The sequence below is a fragment of the Marinobacter sp. ATCH36 genome, from assembly GCF_023555055.1.
In the GTDB taxonomy this organism is placed as follows: Bacteria; Pseudomonadota; Gammaproteobacteria; order Pseudomonadales; family Oleiphilaceae; genus Marinobacter.
Map to the genome: position 1 here is coordinate 1,644,346 of NZ_JAMJPL010000001.1, position 15,332 is coordinate 1,659,677.

Here is a 15,332-nt window from a genome sequence, read left to right on the forward strand (position 1 = left end):
TAGATGCACTATACGCGAAATTATATTGCGACGATGTGAAAAGCACCGCGGCAGACTTTAAAGCCGGGGCACTAGGGGTCTTCGGGTGACTCGGGTTCGGGCGGAGGTGTCACGCTCTCAGGGCTACCCTCGTAGCCGCTGCTGAGCTTGTGTGTGTCGGAATCGTAGTTCTCACGGAGTTCGTCCTTCACAGTGCCGTCCCAGAGCGTGGTACCGGTGAAGTATCCGGCGCGCCCGATAACGTGTGCGGCGATGGGTGACGTGATCAGGATAAACACCACAATGGCGAAGGCCCTGGCAAATACGACGCTGTCAGCAAAAAAGAATGCCACCCCACCCATGGTGAACATGGCGCCCATGGCGCCGGCCTTGGTGGACGCATGCATGCGAGTGGGCAAATCAGGCAGGCGAACAATGCCCACCGCCGCCAGCAGCATGAATGAGGCTCCGGCTAACAGGAATGCTGATACAAGGATTTCAGTCATTCTTGCGTCCCCCCCGTTCCAGGAAGCGGGCAAAACCGATGGCTGCCAGGAATGCGGTCAGGGCTATGACGATGGCAACATCAAGCAGGCTTGAAACACCGGTATCAATGGCATGAACACCGACGTAACCCACGACAATGGACGCTATCAGCTCAAGGGCTACAACCCTGTCAGGCAGTGATGGCCCCCTGGTCAGGCGAATGAACGCGAACAGGAGTGCCACCGAGAGCATGAAATAGACAATGTTGATCACAAACGGAATCACGTGCTGGCTCCTCAGCGCAGGATTTTCAGGATTCGGTGTTCAAGTTCCCTGAGATCCTGCCGCAGCTGCTCCTCGTCCTGGAGAAACATTGCATGTATGAAAAGCACCTGGCGATCGTCTGACACGTCCAGGCTCAGGGTTCCCGGCGTCAGCGAAATGACGCTGCTCAGAAACATGATCTCGACATCGGTATGGGCTTCAAGGCGAAATGCAATCACACCGGGTCTCATATACCAGACCGGGGTGGCAACGTCGTAGGCTACGCGGAAGTTGGCTTTTACCAGCTCTTTCACGAAAAATACCAAAAATGCTGCTACCCGGGGAATACGGCTTGAATAGCCCTTGAGTACCGGTACCTGCCTTTGCAGGACCATCAGTGCCAGGTACGCAAAGAAAAAGCCCGCCATGAAGTTCATCGCAGAGAAGTTGCCGCTCAGGGCCACCCAGGCAAGTGCCAGCATGATGTTCCAGAAGAAACCGATCATTGTGCACCTCCCAGAACAGCATCTATGTAGAGTTCGGGGCTGGTCAACTGGTCCGCTGCCATCTCTGCCAGTTCATAGATGGGCTGGCCGTTCAGGCCAATGAAGAGGGTGCAGGCAGCAAGGCCAACAACAGGAATAAAGTAGGCGTATTTATGGCCGGTTTTGATCTCACCCCGCAGACGGCCGAGGGACTCAACATGTTCAGGCCGCTTTTTCCAGAATACTTCCGCCCAGATCTTGATCATCGAATAAAGCGTTAGCAGGCCTACTAACAGGCCAATGCCCGTCACCACGTAGGCCTCGGCTTCCAGGCCTGCCCGAATAACCACAAACTTTGCAAAAAAGCCGGATAACGGCGGAATACCGGCCAGTGAAAGAGCTGGTATCAGAAACAGAAGCGCAAGCATGGGGCGTTCTTTGTACATGCCGCCCAGGTCTTTCAACTCATAACTCCCCAGTAATCGGTAGACGATGCCACTCACCAGGAACAGATTCGTCTTAACAATGATGTGGTGCATGATGTAGAACACGCCCCCGATAATTGCCAGCGGGGTAAAGAGCGCGAGCCCGAGAATCATGTAGCCAATCTGGCTGACAATGTGGAATGACAGAATTCTGCGAAACTCGAATTGGGCTGCGGCTCCCAGAACACCGGTCAGCATCGTCAGCGCCGCGGCCCACAGCAGGATGGTGTGGGTGTATTCCACATCCTGGGTGAAGATCAAAGTGAATACACGGTACAGGGCGTAGACCCCGACCTTGGTCAGCAGCCCGGCAAACAGGGCAGAAACAGCCACCTGCGGGGTGTGGTAGGAGGCAGGAAGCCAGAAAAACAGCGGGAATGCTGCCGCCTTAATGCCAAAGGACACCATGAACATCATCGATATTACCGTGACCATGCCGGGGTCTTCCAGTGTTGCCACTTTCTGGGCAATATCGGCCATGTTGAGGGTGCCGACGGTTCCGTAAAGCAGGCCGACCGCAGACAGGAACATGGCGGACGAGAACAGGTTCAGGGTGACGTATTTGATGGCACCTTCCATCTGCGCCCGTTCGCCTCCGAGGGTGAGCAGGGCGAAAGAGGCAAGCAGCATGACCTCAAACCAGACGAACAGGTTGAAAATGTCGCCGGTCAGGAAAGAACCAGCCACCCCGGCCAGCAACAGGTGCATCAGCGGATAATAACCGAACTTCTCATGCCCGCTGGGCGTGGACGCCAGTGAATAGATGGCAATGGCAAGACCGATGATCCCGGTCAACACGATCATGATCGCACTGAGTATGTCGGAGACGAATACAATACTGAAGGGTGCCGGCCAGCTCCCCATTTCCATCACCAGGAAGCCCTGGTCAATGGTTGAGCGCAGCAGCCAGACGCTGGCGGCGAGCAAAAGGGCCGTAGCCAGAACCGCCAGGATGCGCTGATAGCGAACCGAGCGCCACAGTGCCACTGACAGGGCGCCGGAAATCAGCGGAATGAGAATCGGGAGGACGAGTTCCAGGTTCAAGTGTCCGTATCCTTCATCTGGTCGAGGTCATCGGTTCCCACTACTTCATACGCGCGGCGTATAAGAACCACTGCGAAGGCCAGGACGCCGAAGGCGATAACGATGGCGGTCAGTATCAGTGCCTGGGGTAACGGGTCAGCAACCGCACCCAGGGGTGCATCAGCCCCTTCCGGAAGCAGGGGAGGAGCCCCCCTGGTCATGCCGGAGACCACAAAAATGAGAAGATTGGCAGCGTTACTCAGCATTATCAGACCGATGACCAGTTTGACAATGGAGCGTCGCAGCATCATGTAAATCGCTGCCGCGAAAAGGATGCCGACAACGTAAGCCATCAGACTTTCCATAATGGCCCTCCTTTTGAATGGCTGCATTGGATGTTAATACCCTGGTTCATTCCTCCGACTCCATCAGGTTGATAACAAATGTCATGATGGTGCCAAGAACCGCCGCGTAAACACCAATATCGAAAATCAGTGGTGTTGACAGCTTGAGGTAGCTACCTCCGGGAAGCGGTAACTCCCACCAATGAGCGGTCAGCATGGGCTGGCCTGCCAGAAAGGCAGGAATAGTCGAGGCGATGGCAAACAACAGCCCAGCAGCCAGGAGATCCCTGGGGGCGACCCGAAGGATACGGCGAGTGGGTTCCGAGCCAAACGCAAAGGCATAGAGCACAAAAGCACTCGCCGCTACCAGTCCTCCAATGAAACCGCCACCGGGCTCGTCGTGGCCACGGAGCAGCAGGAAGACGGAAAACATAAGCTGCAATGGCATGATAAACAGTGCAGCGGTGTGCAGAATCAGGGTATTGGATTTCATGGTTTGTACTGATCCTCCGCCCTCAGTTTGATCATTGAAAGCACACCGAGGGCGGCCAGTGACAGAACGAAAATCTCGCCCAGGGTATCCAGGGCCCGGAAATCCACCAGAATGACGTTGACAATGTTGCGCCCATGGCCCAGCGTCCCGCTGTTCTCGATGTAGTAGCTCGAGATGCTTTCGAAGTATTGAACATCCAGTGCGGCGAGAATCAGCAATGTCATCACTACGCCTGCAAAGGTAGCTACCGCAAGGTCACGGTAACGTTCGAACGGCGAGGACAGGTTGACGAATTCCGGCAGCTTGAACAGCACCAGGACCAGCAGGATGACGGTCAGCGTTTCCACCAGTAGCTGGGTGATGCCCAGATCGGGCGCACTGAACAGGATGAATGTGAGGGCAACGCCGAAGCCGAGCACGCCCATGGATGCAACGGAACCGAGTCGGGAGTGAGTGGCGCTGGCAAAAACCGCTGCAACGAGCAGTAGCAGTGCAATGCCCCACTCGTAGAAGTGGCTGTCTGTCAGGTCCAGAGACACGGTGATGCCCTGTTTGGTCAACAGTGTGTAACCGGCAAGGCCAAAGGTGACTGCCACCAGCAGAAGCAGGTAAAGACCGAGTACCCCGTTCTGCAACACCCGGGTTTGCCAGGCTGCAACAACAGTAATGCCCTCCATGAAGCGGAAATAACCAGCCTCAGGGCCAAACCGGGCAGCGGAGGTGTTGATGGCGTATATGGACGGTTGCAGTCGGTTCCAGCCAGCCAGCAGGCTAAGGCCCAGCACCAGACTGCCGATCGAAAGTATCAGCGGCACGTTGACGCCGTGCCAGAGTGCCAGATGGGTTTCTACCGCTGCACCATTCACGCTTCCCACCGCAGACTGGAGCAGGGCGCCCTCGGGCAGGAACGGAGCCAGGCCAAATACCAGAGCAATTACGGACAGCACGGCGGGCCCCACCAGCATGCCGAAGGGTGCCTCATGAGGTGTCTTGGGTGTATTCGCGACCTTGCCGAAGAAAGGCTTGATCGCCACCAGGCCCGCAACGCCAACAATCAGAACCGCGGCGGCGACAGCTGCCGTGGTCAGGCCCGCGGACCAGAGCGGGGAGTCAAGTAGTGACTCGAACAGTAGCTCTTTGGCGATAAACCCGAACAGGGGCGGCAGGCCCGCCAGTGACAGCGCTGCCAGACAGGCAATCACGGTGGTTACTGGCATCGCCCTTCTCAGTCCGCCCATGCGAGTGATGTCCTTGGTGCCGGTTTCGTGATCCAGGGCGCCGGCAATCATGAACAGTGCGCCTTTGTACAACGAGTGCGCAACCAGGAAGCAGATAAATGCGGTCAGGGCGAGTTCGGTACCGACGCCAATCAGCATGGTGAGTGTACCCAGGGCCATGATGGTCGAGTAAGCCAGTACTTTCTTGATGCCGGTGCTGCTGAAAGCCAGGTAGGCTCCGGTAAACATGGTGGCGGCGCCAAACAGCATCAATGCCTGGCTCCACAGCTCGCCCTCGCCGAGGGACGGATTCAGGCGTGCCATCAGGTAAACGCCGGCTTTCACCATGGTTGCAGAATGCAGAAAGGCAGAAACCGGTGTGGGTGCCGCCATGGCGTTGGGTAGCCAGAAATGGAACGGCACCTGGGCGGATTTGGTAAAGCATCCTGCAAGGATGCAGATGACCGCTCCGGTATAGAAGGCGTGTTGATGGAGTGCCAGATCCGACGCCAGAATTTCAGACATCGAATAGCTGTCGCCCATGATCGACAGAAGGATCAGCCCTGCCATGAGCACGAGGCCGCCGCCGGCGGTCACAAACAGGCCCTGAAGTGCACATTTGCGGGCTTCCATGTCTTCGTGGTTAAAGCCGATCAGCATGTAGGAGGTGATGCTGGTGAGCTCCCAGAACACGAATATCGAAATCAGGTTGTCAGAAAGCACCAGTCCCAGCATGGAGGCCATGAAGGACAGCATGATCACGAAGAAACGTGCCAGGTATTTATGGCCGGCGAGGTAGGCGCCGGCGTAGATCAGGATAAACGTGCCGATGCCGCTGATCATCAGGGCAAATACCAGGGAAAGGCCGTCGACGAGAAAATTCAGATTGATGCCCAGACCCGGAAGCCAGGCATACTCCAGAACGATCGACCCATTAGCCTGAACTTCCGGAATCAGGCTGGCGAAGTAGGCGGTAAGGCTGGCGGGCAGTATCGCGAGTGTCCAGCCGATGTACCTGCCCGTCACCCGGTGCAGCGCCGGTGCCACTATCGCCAGCAGAAATCCTGATAACACAGCCAGTAGCATGTTCAGATTGCGCTCCAGTCAGGCCCGTGAAAGTCGGCTGGATCGCTCCGGGGGTGGAAGCGGATCCGCAGGAAATGGTCGACATTACCCTGTATTCAGACGCCTGAGAGACTATCTGACACCTTGATTAAAGGCAAGACAGGTTGAAGGCGGTCTGATTGCAAGCATAGACACCCGGACACGGTTTTGCAGATTTGTTGGGCCAGAGTGGTCGGGCTAAAAGCCCGAGCTATCATCGGCGACGATCAGAAATCACGGCGATCCTGGTACGGTTTGTCCGGGGAACCGGAATTCCGTGCTACCGCGATACGTTGATTGGCTCGGCCCAGCACTTTCTTTTGCAGTTTGGTTTCCCAGTCCAGCGCAACTTTGTCGGCGGCGTTCCAGCTTCGGTTGAAAAGCAGTTTGCTGGCTGCGACTGCATCCGGGGAGCGTGTAGCCAATTCCCGGGCAAACACCATGGCTGCAGCCATGGGATCGTCGCTGACCTGGCTGACCAGGCCCATGGCTTTCGCTTCTGTGCCGTCGAAACGGCGAGCGGTCATGGTCAATTCCTTGGCCAGATCAATGGGTATCAGTTCCCGCAGACTCACGGTCAGGCTCATGTCCGGTATCAGGCCCCACTTGCTCTCCATAATGGAAAACTCGCAGTCGGCCGTGGAAAACCGGAAATCGGCACCCAGCGCCACCTGAAAGCCGCCGCCGAAACAGTAGCCATGGGTGACGGCAATCACAGGGGCCGGCACATCCCGCCATAAATAGCCCACGTCCTGGGCCAGGTTACTGATCTTGCGTCCAGGCTTGATCAACAGCTTGAGAAAATTCACCGGGTTTTTTGACACGGTTTTTACATCCAGGCCAGAGCAGAACGCCTCTCCGGCCCCTCTCAGAATAACAGCGCGTACGCTGCGGTTTTTTTTCAGAGATTTTGCAGCCCGGCTAATGGCCTCGAACATGGGCATGTCCAGACCGTTATATTTTTCTGGCCGGTTAAGTGTGACGATAGCAATGCCGTCCTCTATATCAATCAGTACCCGTTCAGAATCGCTTGCGCTCATACCGTCGTTTCCATGTCATACATTAGTCGTAGGCCGCTATGCTACCATGTCGCCTCCTGAAGGAGAGACTACATGACTGCAGCTTACCCGAATCTGCTCAAACCCCTGGACCTGGGGTTCACCGAGTTGAAAAACCGTGTGCTCATGGGTTCCATGCACACCGGTCTGGAAGACCGCTTCTGGAATATTCACAAGCTTGCCCGTTATTTTGCCGAGCGCGCCGAAGGTGGCGTGGGGCTGATGGTAACCGGTGGTTTCTCTCCTAACTTTGTTGGCCAGCTCTCGCCACTGGCATCCACCATGAACCACCGTGGCACGGCCATGCTTCATCGCCATGTTACTTCCGAAGTTCATGACGCCGGTGGCAAAATCTGCCTGCAGTTGCTGCACGCCGGCCGTTACGGTTACCAGCCCTTCAGTGTGTCAGCGTCTGCCACCAAGGCGCCCATAACACCCTTCAAGGCGCGCGCGCTTTCCACCAGGGGTGTGGATAAACAGATCAATGATTTCGTCGATGCTGCCAGGCTGGCGCAACTTGCCCGATACGACGGCGTTGAGGTGATGGGCTCCGAAGGCTATTTCATCAACCAGTTCCTTTGCGAGCGCACCAACAAACGTACCGACAAGTGGGGTGGCCCCTTCGAGAATCGCATGCAGTTGCCGGTGGAGATTGTCCGCCGGATGCGGGAGGCAGTGGGTCCCGAGTTCATCATTGTTTATCGCCTGTCGATGCTCGATCTGGTGGAAGGCGGCCAGACCTGGGATCAGGTGGTTCAGTTGGGCAAGGCCATTGAGAAGGCCGGTGCTACCATTATCAACACTGGTATTGGCTGGCATGAGGCCCGGGTTCCCACCATTGTAACCTCCGTGCCACGCGGAGGATTTGCCGATGTAACCGCCAAGTTCTATGGCGAGGTGGACATTCCGGTGTGTACCACCAACCGCATCAATACCCCGGAAAAAGGCGAAGAAATCCTTGCCGCCGGCAAGGCTGACATGGTGTCTATGGCACGACCACTGCTGGCGGATTCGGAGTTCGTTCGCAAGGCCCAGCAGAACCGCAGCGACGAGATCAACACCTGCATCGCCTGCAACCAGGCCTGCCTGGACCATGTGTTCCAGCTCAAACGTGCCTCCTGTCTGGTCAATCCCCGTGCCTGTCACGAGACCGAACTGGTACTCACGGTGGCGCCGATCAGCCGCCGAATTGCGGTGGTAGGGGCTGGGCCCGCCGGACTGGCTGCAGCTACCACCGCCGCCAAGCGGGGGCACAAGGTCACGCTGTTCGAGGCCGACGAAAAAATCGGAGGCCAGTTCAACTACGCCAAGCGCATTCCGGGCAAGGAAGAGTTTTACGAGACCCTGCGCTACTACCAGCGCCAGATTGAAATTCTGGGTATCGATCTCAGGCTCAATACCCGCGTGAACTCGGAATTGCTCAGTGAAGCCGGGTTTGACGACGTCATCATCGCCACTGGCGTAAAACCACGGACACCAAAAATTGACGGCATCGATCATCCGAAGGTGCTGGGCTACCTGGACGTACTCCGCCATAACAAACCTGTCGGCCAATCTGTGGCGGTGATTGGTGCCGGCGGTATCGGTTTCGACGTCAGCGAGTTCCTGACCCATGATTCTGGTCGCCATCCCGAGGGTGAACAGGTCAGTGTTGCCGATTGGCAGGCGGAATGGGGCGTTGATCCGCAGTTTGAAGGGCCGGGTGGACTGGCCGAGCGCAAGCCTACATCGGGACCCCGCAAGATCTACCTGATGCAGCGCAAAACCAGCAAGGTGGGCGGCGGTCTCGGCAAGACCTCCGGCTGGGTTCACCGCAACAGCCTCAAGCATCGGGAAGTAGAGATGCTGCAGGGCTGCAGTTACGAGAAAATTGATGATGAAGGGTTGCATATCACGCTATCGGACAAGGACGGAAAGGTAACGCAGAGCCAGGTACTTGCTGTGGATAATGTGATTATTTGCGCAGGGCAGGAGTCATTTCGAGCGTTGTTTGATGATTTGGTGAATCGCGGAATTCAGGCTCATCTGATTGGCGGGGCGGATTTGGCCGAAGAGCTGGACGCGAAGCGGGCTATCCGCCAGGGGACGGAGGTGGCTGCCCGGATCTGACCGGGTGGACAATTTTGGTCACAAAGTGAGCGCTTTTATCAGTCTGGTGTCGGTGGCAGTCAGTTACCCTTACAGTCGCTGACAGTGCTTATCGAATGGCTTTCAAGGCCTCGCTGATAGCCTCGGCCTCGGCTGACAGTACCCGGTATCGCAGGCTGTCGGCCTGCTGGCTGGCCTGTAGCAGCTGCTTCTGCTTCATGTCGTAAAGGCGGCTCAGCAGATTTGATTGCTGGTTTCGTTGTAGGTCTGTCATGGTATTACCCTCCGCGGGAAATAGCCCGTGTCAAAATACTTTACGTTTGGCACCGACTTTCGGCCTTGTAATCAGAATGAAGCATAACCCGGGCCAGATTGTCGCGTCGGTTCGCTACCGACCAAACCGGGCCCGGTAAACACCGGGTGCCAGGCCAGTGTGCTTTCGGAACAGACGGCTGAATGAGCTGACATCCTCGTAACCCACCAATCGCGTCACTTCCTCCACCGCCGCCCGCGAATTTTCCAGATGTTGCCGGGCCGCCTCGATTCTCAGAATCTGCAGATAACCCGTCGGTGTATCCCCGGTCGCCGCCTTGAACCGGCGAATCAACGACCGCTCGGTTAAACCAGCCAGCCCGGCAAGAGCCTGCAGCGTGACTGCTTCCGTATAATTCGCATCCAGCCAGTCCTGTAATTTCAGTATCGCTGCATCGGAATGGTATCGCCGGGCCTGCAAGGCCCCATAGGGCGCCTGACTCGTCCGCCCGGCATCAATCACAAACGCCTTCGCCAGCTCCCGCGCTACCTTCGCCCCGGCATAACGCTCCACCAGATAAACCCCCAGATCCCACCACGCCATACCACCACCGGCACAGGCAATATGCCCGTCCACCGTGATCAGCTTTTCGGGCTGCAAATCCACCGCCGGAAAACGCTGCCGGAACTGATTACTGAACCCCCAATGCGTCGTCGCCTGCCGCCCATCCAGTAACCCGGCCTCGGCCAACAGAAACGCTCCAGTGCAGTTACTGGCCACACGAACCTGACCAGAAGGCGCTTCCCGGAAGCCCCCGAGCCACTGAATCAACTCTGGATTTGCCTCCAGTACCTGAACAATCGGCGCGCCGATTGTTGGTACTACCACCAGGTCCGCTTCTGCAGGCTGGGCGTTCCATTCACCATCCGGCAACAGCGTGATGCCATTGATGCAGCGACAGGGTTTGCCGTCCTGGGTTAAAAGACGAGTAGTGAACTCCTGCTCCGGCGACAGCTCATTGATCCGCGCCCAAGTCACCCCCGCCAGCCGAAACAGGTCAATAATTCCGGTGATCGCACTGGCAAGCGCACCATCAAAACCAATTACTGCAACGTTGTACAAGACAGACTCCCAGGTCAGGACGTCGGCGGGAAGGGTCTCCCGGGACTGTCGGCAGCAAGGATGCTGCCGTCAAGCGTACACGGATGTATCCACAGCGTGTCCCGGGAGACCCTTCCCGTTGGCGGCCGTCTGGCGAACACTTCATGAAGATACTCCGAGGTATAAATGGCGACATCAACCATGATTATGTCATTAACGCCGGTTTCAACAAAAACAACCGTGTGAGAGGCTATACGCAATAAACAGGAGACCAGAAATGACCGACACCCTGATCGACCGCCGCGACCTGGCGTTCCAACTCTACGAAGTACTTGATACCGAAAGCCTCAGCGAACGCGAACGCTTCAGCGAACACAGCCGCGACACCTTCGACGCCGTCATCGAAACCGCCGACAAAATCGCCCGCGATAAATTCGCCACCCACAACAGTGCCGCCGACAAAGACGAGCCAAAGTTCGTGGATGGCAAGGTAGAAATGCTGCCCCAGGTCAAAGAAGCCTTTGACGCCTATGCCGACGCCGGCTTCATTGCCGGCCGCTACGACTACGAACTCGGCGGCATGCAACTGCCGGAATCCGTCATGGCCGCCTGCAATGGCTTCTTTACCGCCGCCAACCCCGGCACCGCCGGCTACCCGTTCCTGACGACGGCTGCCGCAAACCTGATCCGCGTGTTCGGCAATGACCAGCAGAAAAACACCTTCCTGCCGCATATGCTCAGCGGCCGATTCAGCGGCACCATGGCCCTTACTGAGCCCCATGCAGGCTCCTCCCTGGCAGACATTCGCACGTCGGCCTCGCCAACTGATGAAGGCCACTACCTGATCAAGGGCGCCAAAATCTATATTTCCGGTGGCGAGCAGTCCATCACCGAAAACATCGTTCACATGGTCCTGGCCAAGATCAAGGGCGCGCCGGCGGGCGTGAAGGGTATCTCCCTGTTTATCGTGCCGAAATTCATTGTTGACGAAGACGGCAACCCGAAAGAGCGCAACGGTGTCAACCTGGCCGGCCTGATCCACAAACTGGGTTACCGCGGCACAACCTCTACCGCCCTGAGCTTCGGTGATGATGCCCCCTGCCATGGGTATCTGGTTGGTGAACCCCACCAGGGGCTGAAATACATGTTCCAGATGATGAACGAGGCCCGCATTGGTGTCGGCTTCGGCGCTGCGGTAATTGGCTACCGTGGCTACATGCACAGCCTGGAGTACGCCAAGGACCGGCTTCAGGGCCGAAAGCCTTCAGAAAAGAACCCGGAAGCACCCCAGGTGCCAATCATTGAACACGCTGACGTGCGTCGCATGTTGCTGGCCCAGAAAGCTTACAGCGAAGGTGGCGTAGCCCTGTGCCTTTATGGCGCGCGCCTGATGGACGACCAGCACACCCATCCGGATGAACAGAAGCGGAAAGAGGCTGGCAAGCTACTGGACTTGCTGACCCCGGTGATCAAAGCCTGGCCATCCGAGTTCGGCCTCAAGGCCAACGATCTGGCCATACAAGTGTATGGTGGCGCCGGCTACACCCGCGAATATCCGGCAGAACAGTGCTGGCGGGACAACCGGCTGAACCCGATCCACGAAGGCACCAACGGCATTCAGGCGCTGGACCTGCTTGGGCGCAAGATCTGGCAGGACCAGAGCCATGGCTTACAGTTACTGATGCAGGAAATGCAACTGGACCTGGAAGCGGCCACCACCGACCGTTGTCAGCAGTGGGCACTCTCATTGAGTGAAACCCTGCAGCAAGCGGTGAAAGTCACCCAGAGCCTGGGTAAATCCCTGATGTCAGAAGACCCTGATCGAGTGCTCGCTAACGCCTCGTGCTATCTGCACCTGTTCGGCCATATCGTCGTTTCCTGGATGTGGCTGCGCCAGGCCAACGCCGCTGCAAAGGCGCTGGCGTCTGCCAATAGCGACGACGAGCGCAGTTTCTATCAGGGCAAACTGCAGGCTGCCCAGTATTTCTTCCATTGGGAGCTACCGACGGTGGCCCAGGATCTGGTTTTGTTGCGGAACCAGGACGATACCTGCATGAATATGAAGTCGGAGTGGTTCTGAAACTGGCGGGCTGACGAAATCTGAACCAGACTGTAGGCATGCCCCGGCTCTGTCGCAGCATTTTGCGCTCCGGGGCATTTTTTTCTGTCCTGTCGCTATCCACAGGGAAAAGTCTGTCATGACGTCAGAAAATGCCTCTAACAGCTATCACCCAGTGCGATGTGAAATTCATAGCCTGCTCAGAGAGTACCTCACTTCCTCGAAGCTGGCGGAAATCGTCTATCGTGATGATGCCGGCCAGGTCCAGACCACTCACGATGTCATTCGTGACCTGTTCAGCAGGGCCGGTCAGGAGTTTGTTTTCCTGGGGCGCGGGCACATGGTCCGGCTGGATCATGTACTGACGCTTGATGGCAGAGCAGTGGCTTGTACTAATTGATCTCTTCAGGTTATTGCTTTTCCTAACTTATTGTCTCTGCTAACAAAAACGTAATCAGCAGGTAATTGTGCCGGGGTTGGTCATGGCCGTAGACTTATCGCTGTTGTTTTCACACTCCAAACCAAATAAGGGACATGGTTATGAACAAGCTTACATTGAGCGCGCTGGCACTGCTGATGACGCTGGGCCTCGCTGCCTGTAGCCAGGACGACAACGAAGGCGCGGACTTCGAGGAAGCTGGCGATAACGTCGAAGAGATGGCGGATGATGCCGGTGATGCTGTCGAAGAAACCTATGAAGATGCCACCGGCCAGAACGACAGCGCCTGGGATGAAACCAAGGATGCAGCCGACGACGCCGCCGAGGAAACCGGCGAGGCAGCTGAAGAAGCTGGTGAGGAGATGGGAGAAGCGGCTGAGGAAGCCGGTGATGCAATGGAGCAGTAAAGCTATCCGGACGCCATGGGTGTCCGAGGACCTGCCTCATTGGTCGCATCGACCCTGTCAACACAGAAACGGCCACCCAACGGTGGCCGTTTCTGTTTGCGGGGGGGCTGATACCGCTACACGGCGATCTCGCCCCCGTCTTCCCGGGTAATCACAACGGTTGCTGATCGCGGCCGGGTTCCCGCTTCGCCCACCTGGGTAGCGTCCCGTGAGGGGGCTGGCCAGTTGCTCCGATCCGTATTGAACTGATCGGCACTGCCACCTTCACCCGGGTGTTGCACGTTCACGAACAGTGTGCGTGCATCCGGAGTCAGATAGATTCCGGTGATTTCACAACCCTTCGGGCCAACAAAAAAGCGCTTCAGTTGCAGGCTTTCAGCGTTCTGCCCGACGAACGATGTCACCGTTGACGTAGAGGAGTTGTTGTCAGTGGTCATGATGGTTCTTCCACTACCATCGCCCACCGTGCCCGGGATCGCTACCAACATCTGGTTGTTCGTGGTGTCTCGAAGCCCGCCATCGTCGGTCTGAATCCAGACCAGACCGCGATGATCGATAAAAATACCGTCGGGGCTGGAGAACTCGTTGTCGGCTGTCAGGCCGGAAATGTTGTAATCCGAGCCACGGTCGGCACCAGAGCCAAACAGGAAGATGTCCCACTCGAAAGTGGTTGCGGCATTGTTGCTGCCGGCTTCCTTCCAGCGAAGGATATGGCCATTGGAGTTGACTGCACGGGGGTTGGCGGCATCGGCATCGTCGGCGGGGCGATTGGACTGGTTGCCGTTGGTGAGCGTTATGTAAACCTCCCGGTTCATTGGGTGCACCGCTGCCCACTCCGGCCTGTCCATCTTTGTTGCGCCGACGATATCGGCAGCAATCCGGGTGGCAATCATGACGTCACCCTGATTTCGGAAGGGGAATTCAGGGTTGTTCTCATCCAGCCCGTTGACGCCGTAACCCAGTTCCTTCCATTCGCCGGTACCGTCGTCACTGAATATCGCCACGTACAGTTTGCCATCATCAAGGTACTTGTCGCCGGCAGCCAGGCCGCCGTTGGCGTCGGCGGGATCCCAGTTGGCGTTGGATACATACTTGTAGACGTATTCGCGACGGGCATCATCTCCCATGTAAAAGACCAGCGGCTTGCCCGCTTCTGCCGGGGCAGCCCAGGCACCTTCATGGGCAAAGCGGCCGAAGGCAGTCCGTACCCGTGGTTTCTGGGCGGGACGGAAAGGATCGATTTCCGTGACATAACCGTGCAGGTTGGGCTCGTTCCGGTAATCTTCCAGCGCAGTACCGGTAGTGGCCGTTGCGTCGAACCGTACATAAAGATCGGTGGCGCTCGCAGTATGCCACTCGCGATTAGACCAGGCGGCGCCAATGGCGTAGCGGTTTACAAGCGCATTCTCAGCTTCGGTACGGTTGCCACTGTCGTCGCCCCGAACAAAGTAGGAGTACCAGTTTTCTTCGGCAGCCAGATAGGTACCCCAGGGTGTGTACCCGTGGGCACAGTTGTTCATGGTGCCCCAGCGTTTGACGCCCTGGGGGGAGCTCTTTGTGCGCAAGAGCTCGGAACCCGCTGCTGGCCCCTTCATTTCCACTTCGGTAAAGATGGTGACCCGACGGTTGTACTGGGAGTCGCGAACCACTTCCCAGCGACCTTCGTTCCTGCGGACCTCAATACAGGAAACGCCGTGGCCGTTCATCTCACGGTCCACCTCGGTCAAGGGACGGCTACCGCCATTGTCGGCAGCGGCAGTAACGCCGTTCTCATGAAGGGTATTGTCTTCCAGGTTTTCATGGTTGATGCACAGGATGCCACGGTCTGACCTTTCCGGGTCGTAGCGGCCGTCGTCGGAAATACCGAAAAACCACATGCCATCGTGTTCATCACCGGAGCGACGATCAAAATCTACATCAGTGCCGTCGTTCAGAAATTCGCTGACACCTGCCTCAATGGGGTCCCCCTTGGCAAAGAGCACCTCTGCACGATAGCCGGCCGGAACCCAGAACCGACAGTGTGGCGGCCGATGCAGTGCCGGTGAGC

15 protein-coding genes are annotated in these 15,332 nt (G+C 57.2%); 4 read left to right on the plus strand and 11 right to left on the minus strand.

The window, feature by feature from the left end:
- Positions 1-71 precede the first annotated feature (71 nt).
- The 8 genes from mnhG to M8010_RS07605 form a co-directional block, all read right to left on the minus strand.
- Entirely contained in the window at positions 72-485 is a 414-nt protein-coding gene (mnhG, locus tag M8010_RS07570) for a monovalent cation/H(+) antiporter subunit G (protein ID WP_250090011.1), read from the minus strand.
- Positions 478-750 (minus strand): MrpF/PhaF family protein, encoded by a 273-nt coding sequence (locus tag M8010_RS07575; protein ID WP_250090012.1) that lies wholly within the window; start codon positions 748-750, stop codon positions 478-480. The genes mnhG and M8010_RS07575 overlap by 8 nt, the downstream gene beginning before the upstream one ends.
- A gap of 11 nt (positions 751-761) precedes the next feature.
- Positions 762-1,235, minus strand: coding sequence for a Na+/H+ antiporter subunit E (locus M8010_RS07580; protein ID WP_250090013.1), 474 nt, complete (start codon positions 1,233-1,235; stop codon positions 762-764).
- Positions 1,232-2,743, minus strand: coding sequence for a Na+/H+ antiporter subunit D (locus M8010_RS07585; protein WP_250090014.1), 1,512 nt, complete (start codon positions 2,741-2,743; stop codon positions 1,232-1,234). The genes M8010_RS07580 and M8010_RS07585 overlap by 4 nt, the downstream gene beginning before the upstream one ends.
- Complete coding sequence (locus M8010_RS07590) at positions 2,740-3,087, minus strand: Na+/H+ antiporter subunit C (protein ID WP_137435238.1); 348 nt, start codon at positions 3,085-3,087, stop codon at positions 2,740-2,742. Before M8010_RS07590 ends, M8010_RS07585 begins: the two co-directional genes overlap by 4 nt.
- A 46-nt stretch (positions 3,088-3,133) precedes the next feature.
- Positions 3,134-3,559 carry a Na+/H+ antiporter subunit B gene (locus M8010_RS07595; RefSeq protein WP_250090015.1) on the minus strand — a complete coding sequence of 142 codons (426 nt, stop codon included), beginning with the start codon at positions 3,557-3,559 and terminating at the stop codon, positions 3,134-3,136.
- Positions 3,556-5,862 carry a putative monovalent cation/H+ antiporter subunit A gene (locus M8010_RS07600; RefSeq protein WP_250090016.1) on the minus strand — a complete coding sequence of 769 codons (2,307 nt, stop codon included), beginning with the start codon at positions 5,860-5,862 and terminating at the stop codon, positions 3,556-3,558. The genes M8010_RS07595 and M8010_RS07600 overlap by 4 nt, the downstream gene beginning before the upstream one ends.
- 245 nt (positions 5,863-6,107) lie before the next feature.
- Positions 6,108-6,920 (minus strand): crotonase/enoyl-CoA hydratase family protein, encoded by an 813-nt coding sequence (locus tag M8010_RS07605; RefSeq protein ID WP_250090017.1) that lies wholly within the window; start codon positions 6,918-6,920, stop codon positions 6,108-6,110.
- 72 nt (positions 6,921-6,992) lie between these two features.
- Here M8010_RS07605 and M8010_RS07610 point away from each other — a divergent pair, with 72 nt between their 5' ends.
- A complete protein-coding gene (locus tag M8010_RS07610; protein ID WP_250090018.1) occupies positions 6,993-9,047 on the plus strand; it encodes an NADPH-dependent 2,4-dienoyl-CoA reductase in 2,055 nt (684 codons plus the stop codon).
- An 88-nt stretch (positions 9,048-9,135) separates the two neighbouring features.
- On the opposite strand, the gene M8010_RS07615 is transcribed toward M8010_RS07610, so the two are convergent.
- Together M8010_RS07615 and M8010_RS07620 are read right to left on the minus strand one after the other, a co-directional pair.
- Positions 9,136-9,300 (minus strand): hypothetical protein, encoded by a 165-nt coding sequence (locus M8010_RS07615; protein WP_250090020.1) that lies wholly within the window; start codon positions 9,298-9,300, stop codon positions 9,136-9,138.
- A 114-nt stretch (positions 9,301-9,414) separates the two neighbouring features.
- The gene (locus M8010_RS07620) at positions 9,415-10,401 is read right to left on the minus strand and encodes a GlxA family transcriptional regulator (protein ID WP_250090021.1); all 987 of its coding nucleotides are present in this window, start codon (positions 10,399-10,401) and stop codon (positions 9,415-9,417) included.
- A 256-nt stretch (positions 10,402-10,657) separates the two neighbouring features.
- Here M8010_RS07620 and M8010_RS07625 point away from each other — a divergent pair, with 256 nt between their 5' ends.
- The 3 genes from M8010_RS07625 (at position 10,658) to M8010_RS07635 (ending at position 13,285) form a co-directional block, all read left to right on the plus strand.
- The gene (locus tag M8010_RS07625; protein ID WP_250090022.1) at positions 10,658-12,460 is read left to right on the plus strand and encodes an acyl-CoA dehydrogenase; all 1,803 of its coding nucleotides are present in this window, start codon (positions 10,658-10,660) and stop codon (positions 12,458-12,460) included.
- Between the two features lie 118 nt (positions 12,461-12,578).
- Positions 12,579-12,839: a hypothetical protein gene (locus tag M8010_RS07630; protein ID WP_250090023.1), complete on the plus strand. Its 261-nt coding sequence runs from the start codon at positions 12,579-12,581 to the stop codon at positions 12,837-12,839.
- 140 nt (positions 12,840-12,979) lie between these two features.
- Positions 12,980-13,285, plus strand: coding sequence for a hypothetical protein (locus M8010_RS07635; protein WP_250090024.1), 306 nt, complete (start codon positions 12,980-12,982; stop codon positions 13,283-13,285).
- Between the two features lie 116 nt (positions 13,286-13,401).
- Here M8010_RS07635 and M8010_RS07640 read toward each other — a convergent pair whose 3' ends face one another.
- On the minus strand, positions 13,402-15,267 hold the full coding sequence (locus M8010_RS07640) for a PhoX family protein (protein WP_250090025.1): 1,866 nt from the start codon (positions 15,265-15,267) through the stop codon (positions 13,402-13,404).
- Positions 15,268-15,332 lie beyond the last annotated feature (65 nt).

What these genes read in the sequence shown, in the direction of transcription:
- mnhG (WP_250090011.1), bottom strand. Translation starts at nt 485, where the DNA reads ATGACTGAAATCCTTGTATCAGCATTCCTGTTAGCCGGAGCCTCATTC.
- M8010_RS07580 (WP_250090013.1), bottom strand. Translation starts at nt 1,235, where the DNA reads ATGATCGGTTTCTTCTGGAACATCATGCTGGCACTTGCCTGGGTGGCC.
- M8010_RS07590 (WP_137435238.1), bottom strand. Translation starts at nt 3,087, where the DNA reads ATGGAAAGTCTGATGGCTTACGTTGTCGGCATCCTTTTCGCGGCAGCG.
- M8010_RS07595 (WP_250090015.1), bottom strand. Translation starts at nt 3,559, where the DNA reads ATGAAATCCAATACCCTGATTCTGCACACCGCTGCACTGTTTATCATG.
- M8010_RS07600 (WP_250090016.1), bottom strand. Translation starts at nt 5,862, where the DNA reads ATGCTACTGGCTGTGTTATCAGGATTTCTGCTGGCGATAGTGGCACCG.
- M8010_RS07605 (WP_250090017.1), bottom strand. Translation starts at nt 6,920, where the DNA reads ATGAGCGCAAGCGATTCTGAACGGGTACTGATTGATATAGAGGACGGC.
- M8010_RS07610 (WP_250090018.1), top strand. Translation starts at nt 6,993, where the DNA reads ATGACTGCAGCTTACCCGAATCTGCTCAAACCCCTGGACCTGGGGTTC.
- M8010_RS07615 (WP_250090020.1), bottom strand. Translation starts at nt 9,300, where the DNA reads ATGACAGACCTACAACGAAACCAGCAATCAAATCTGCTGAGCCGCCTT.
- M8010_RS07625 (WP_250090022.1), top strand. Translation starts at nt 10,658, where the DNA reads ATGACCGACACCCTGATCGACCGCCGCGACCTGGCGTTCCAACTCTAC.
- M8010_RS07630 (WP_250090023.1), top strand. Translation starts at nt 12,579, where the DNA reads ATGACGTCAGAAAATGCCTCTAACAGCTATCACCCAGTGCGATGTGAA.
- M8010_RS07635 (WP_250090024.1), top strand. Translation starts at nt 12,980, where the DNA reads ATGAACAAGCTTACATTGAGCGCGCTGGCACTGCTGATGACGCTGGGC.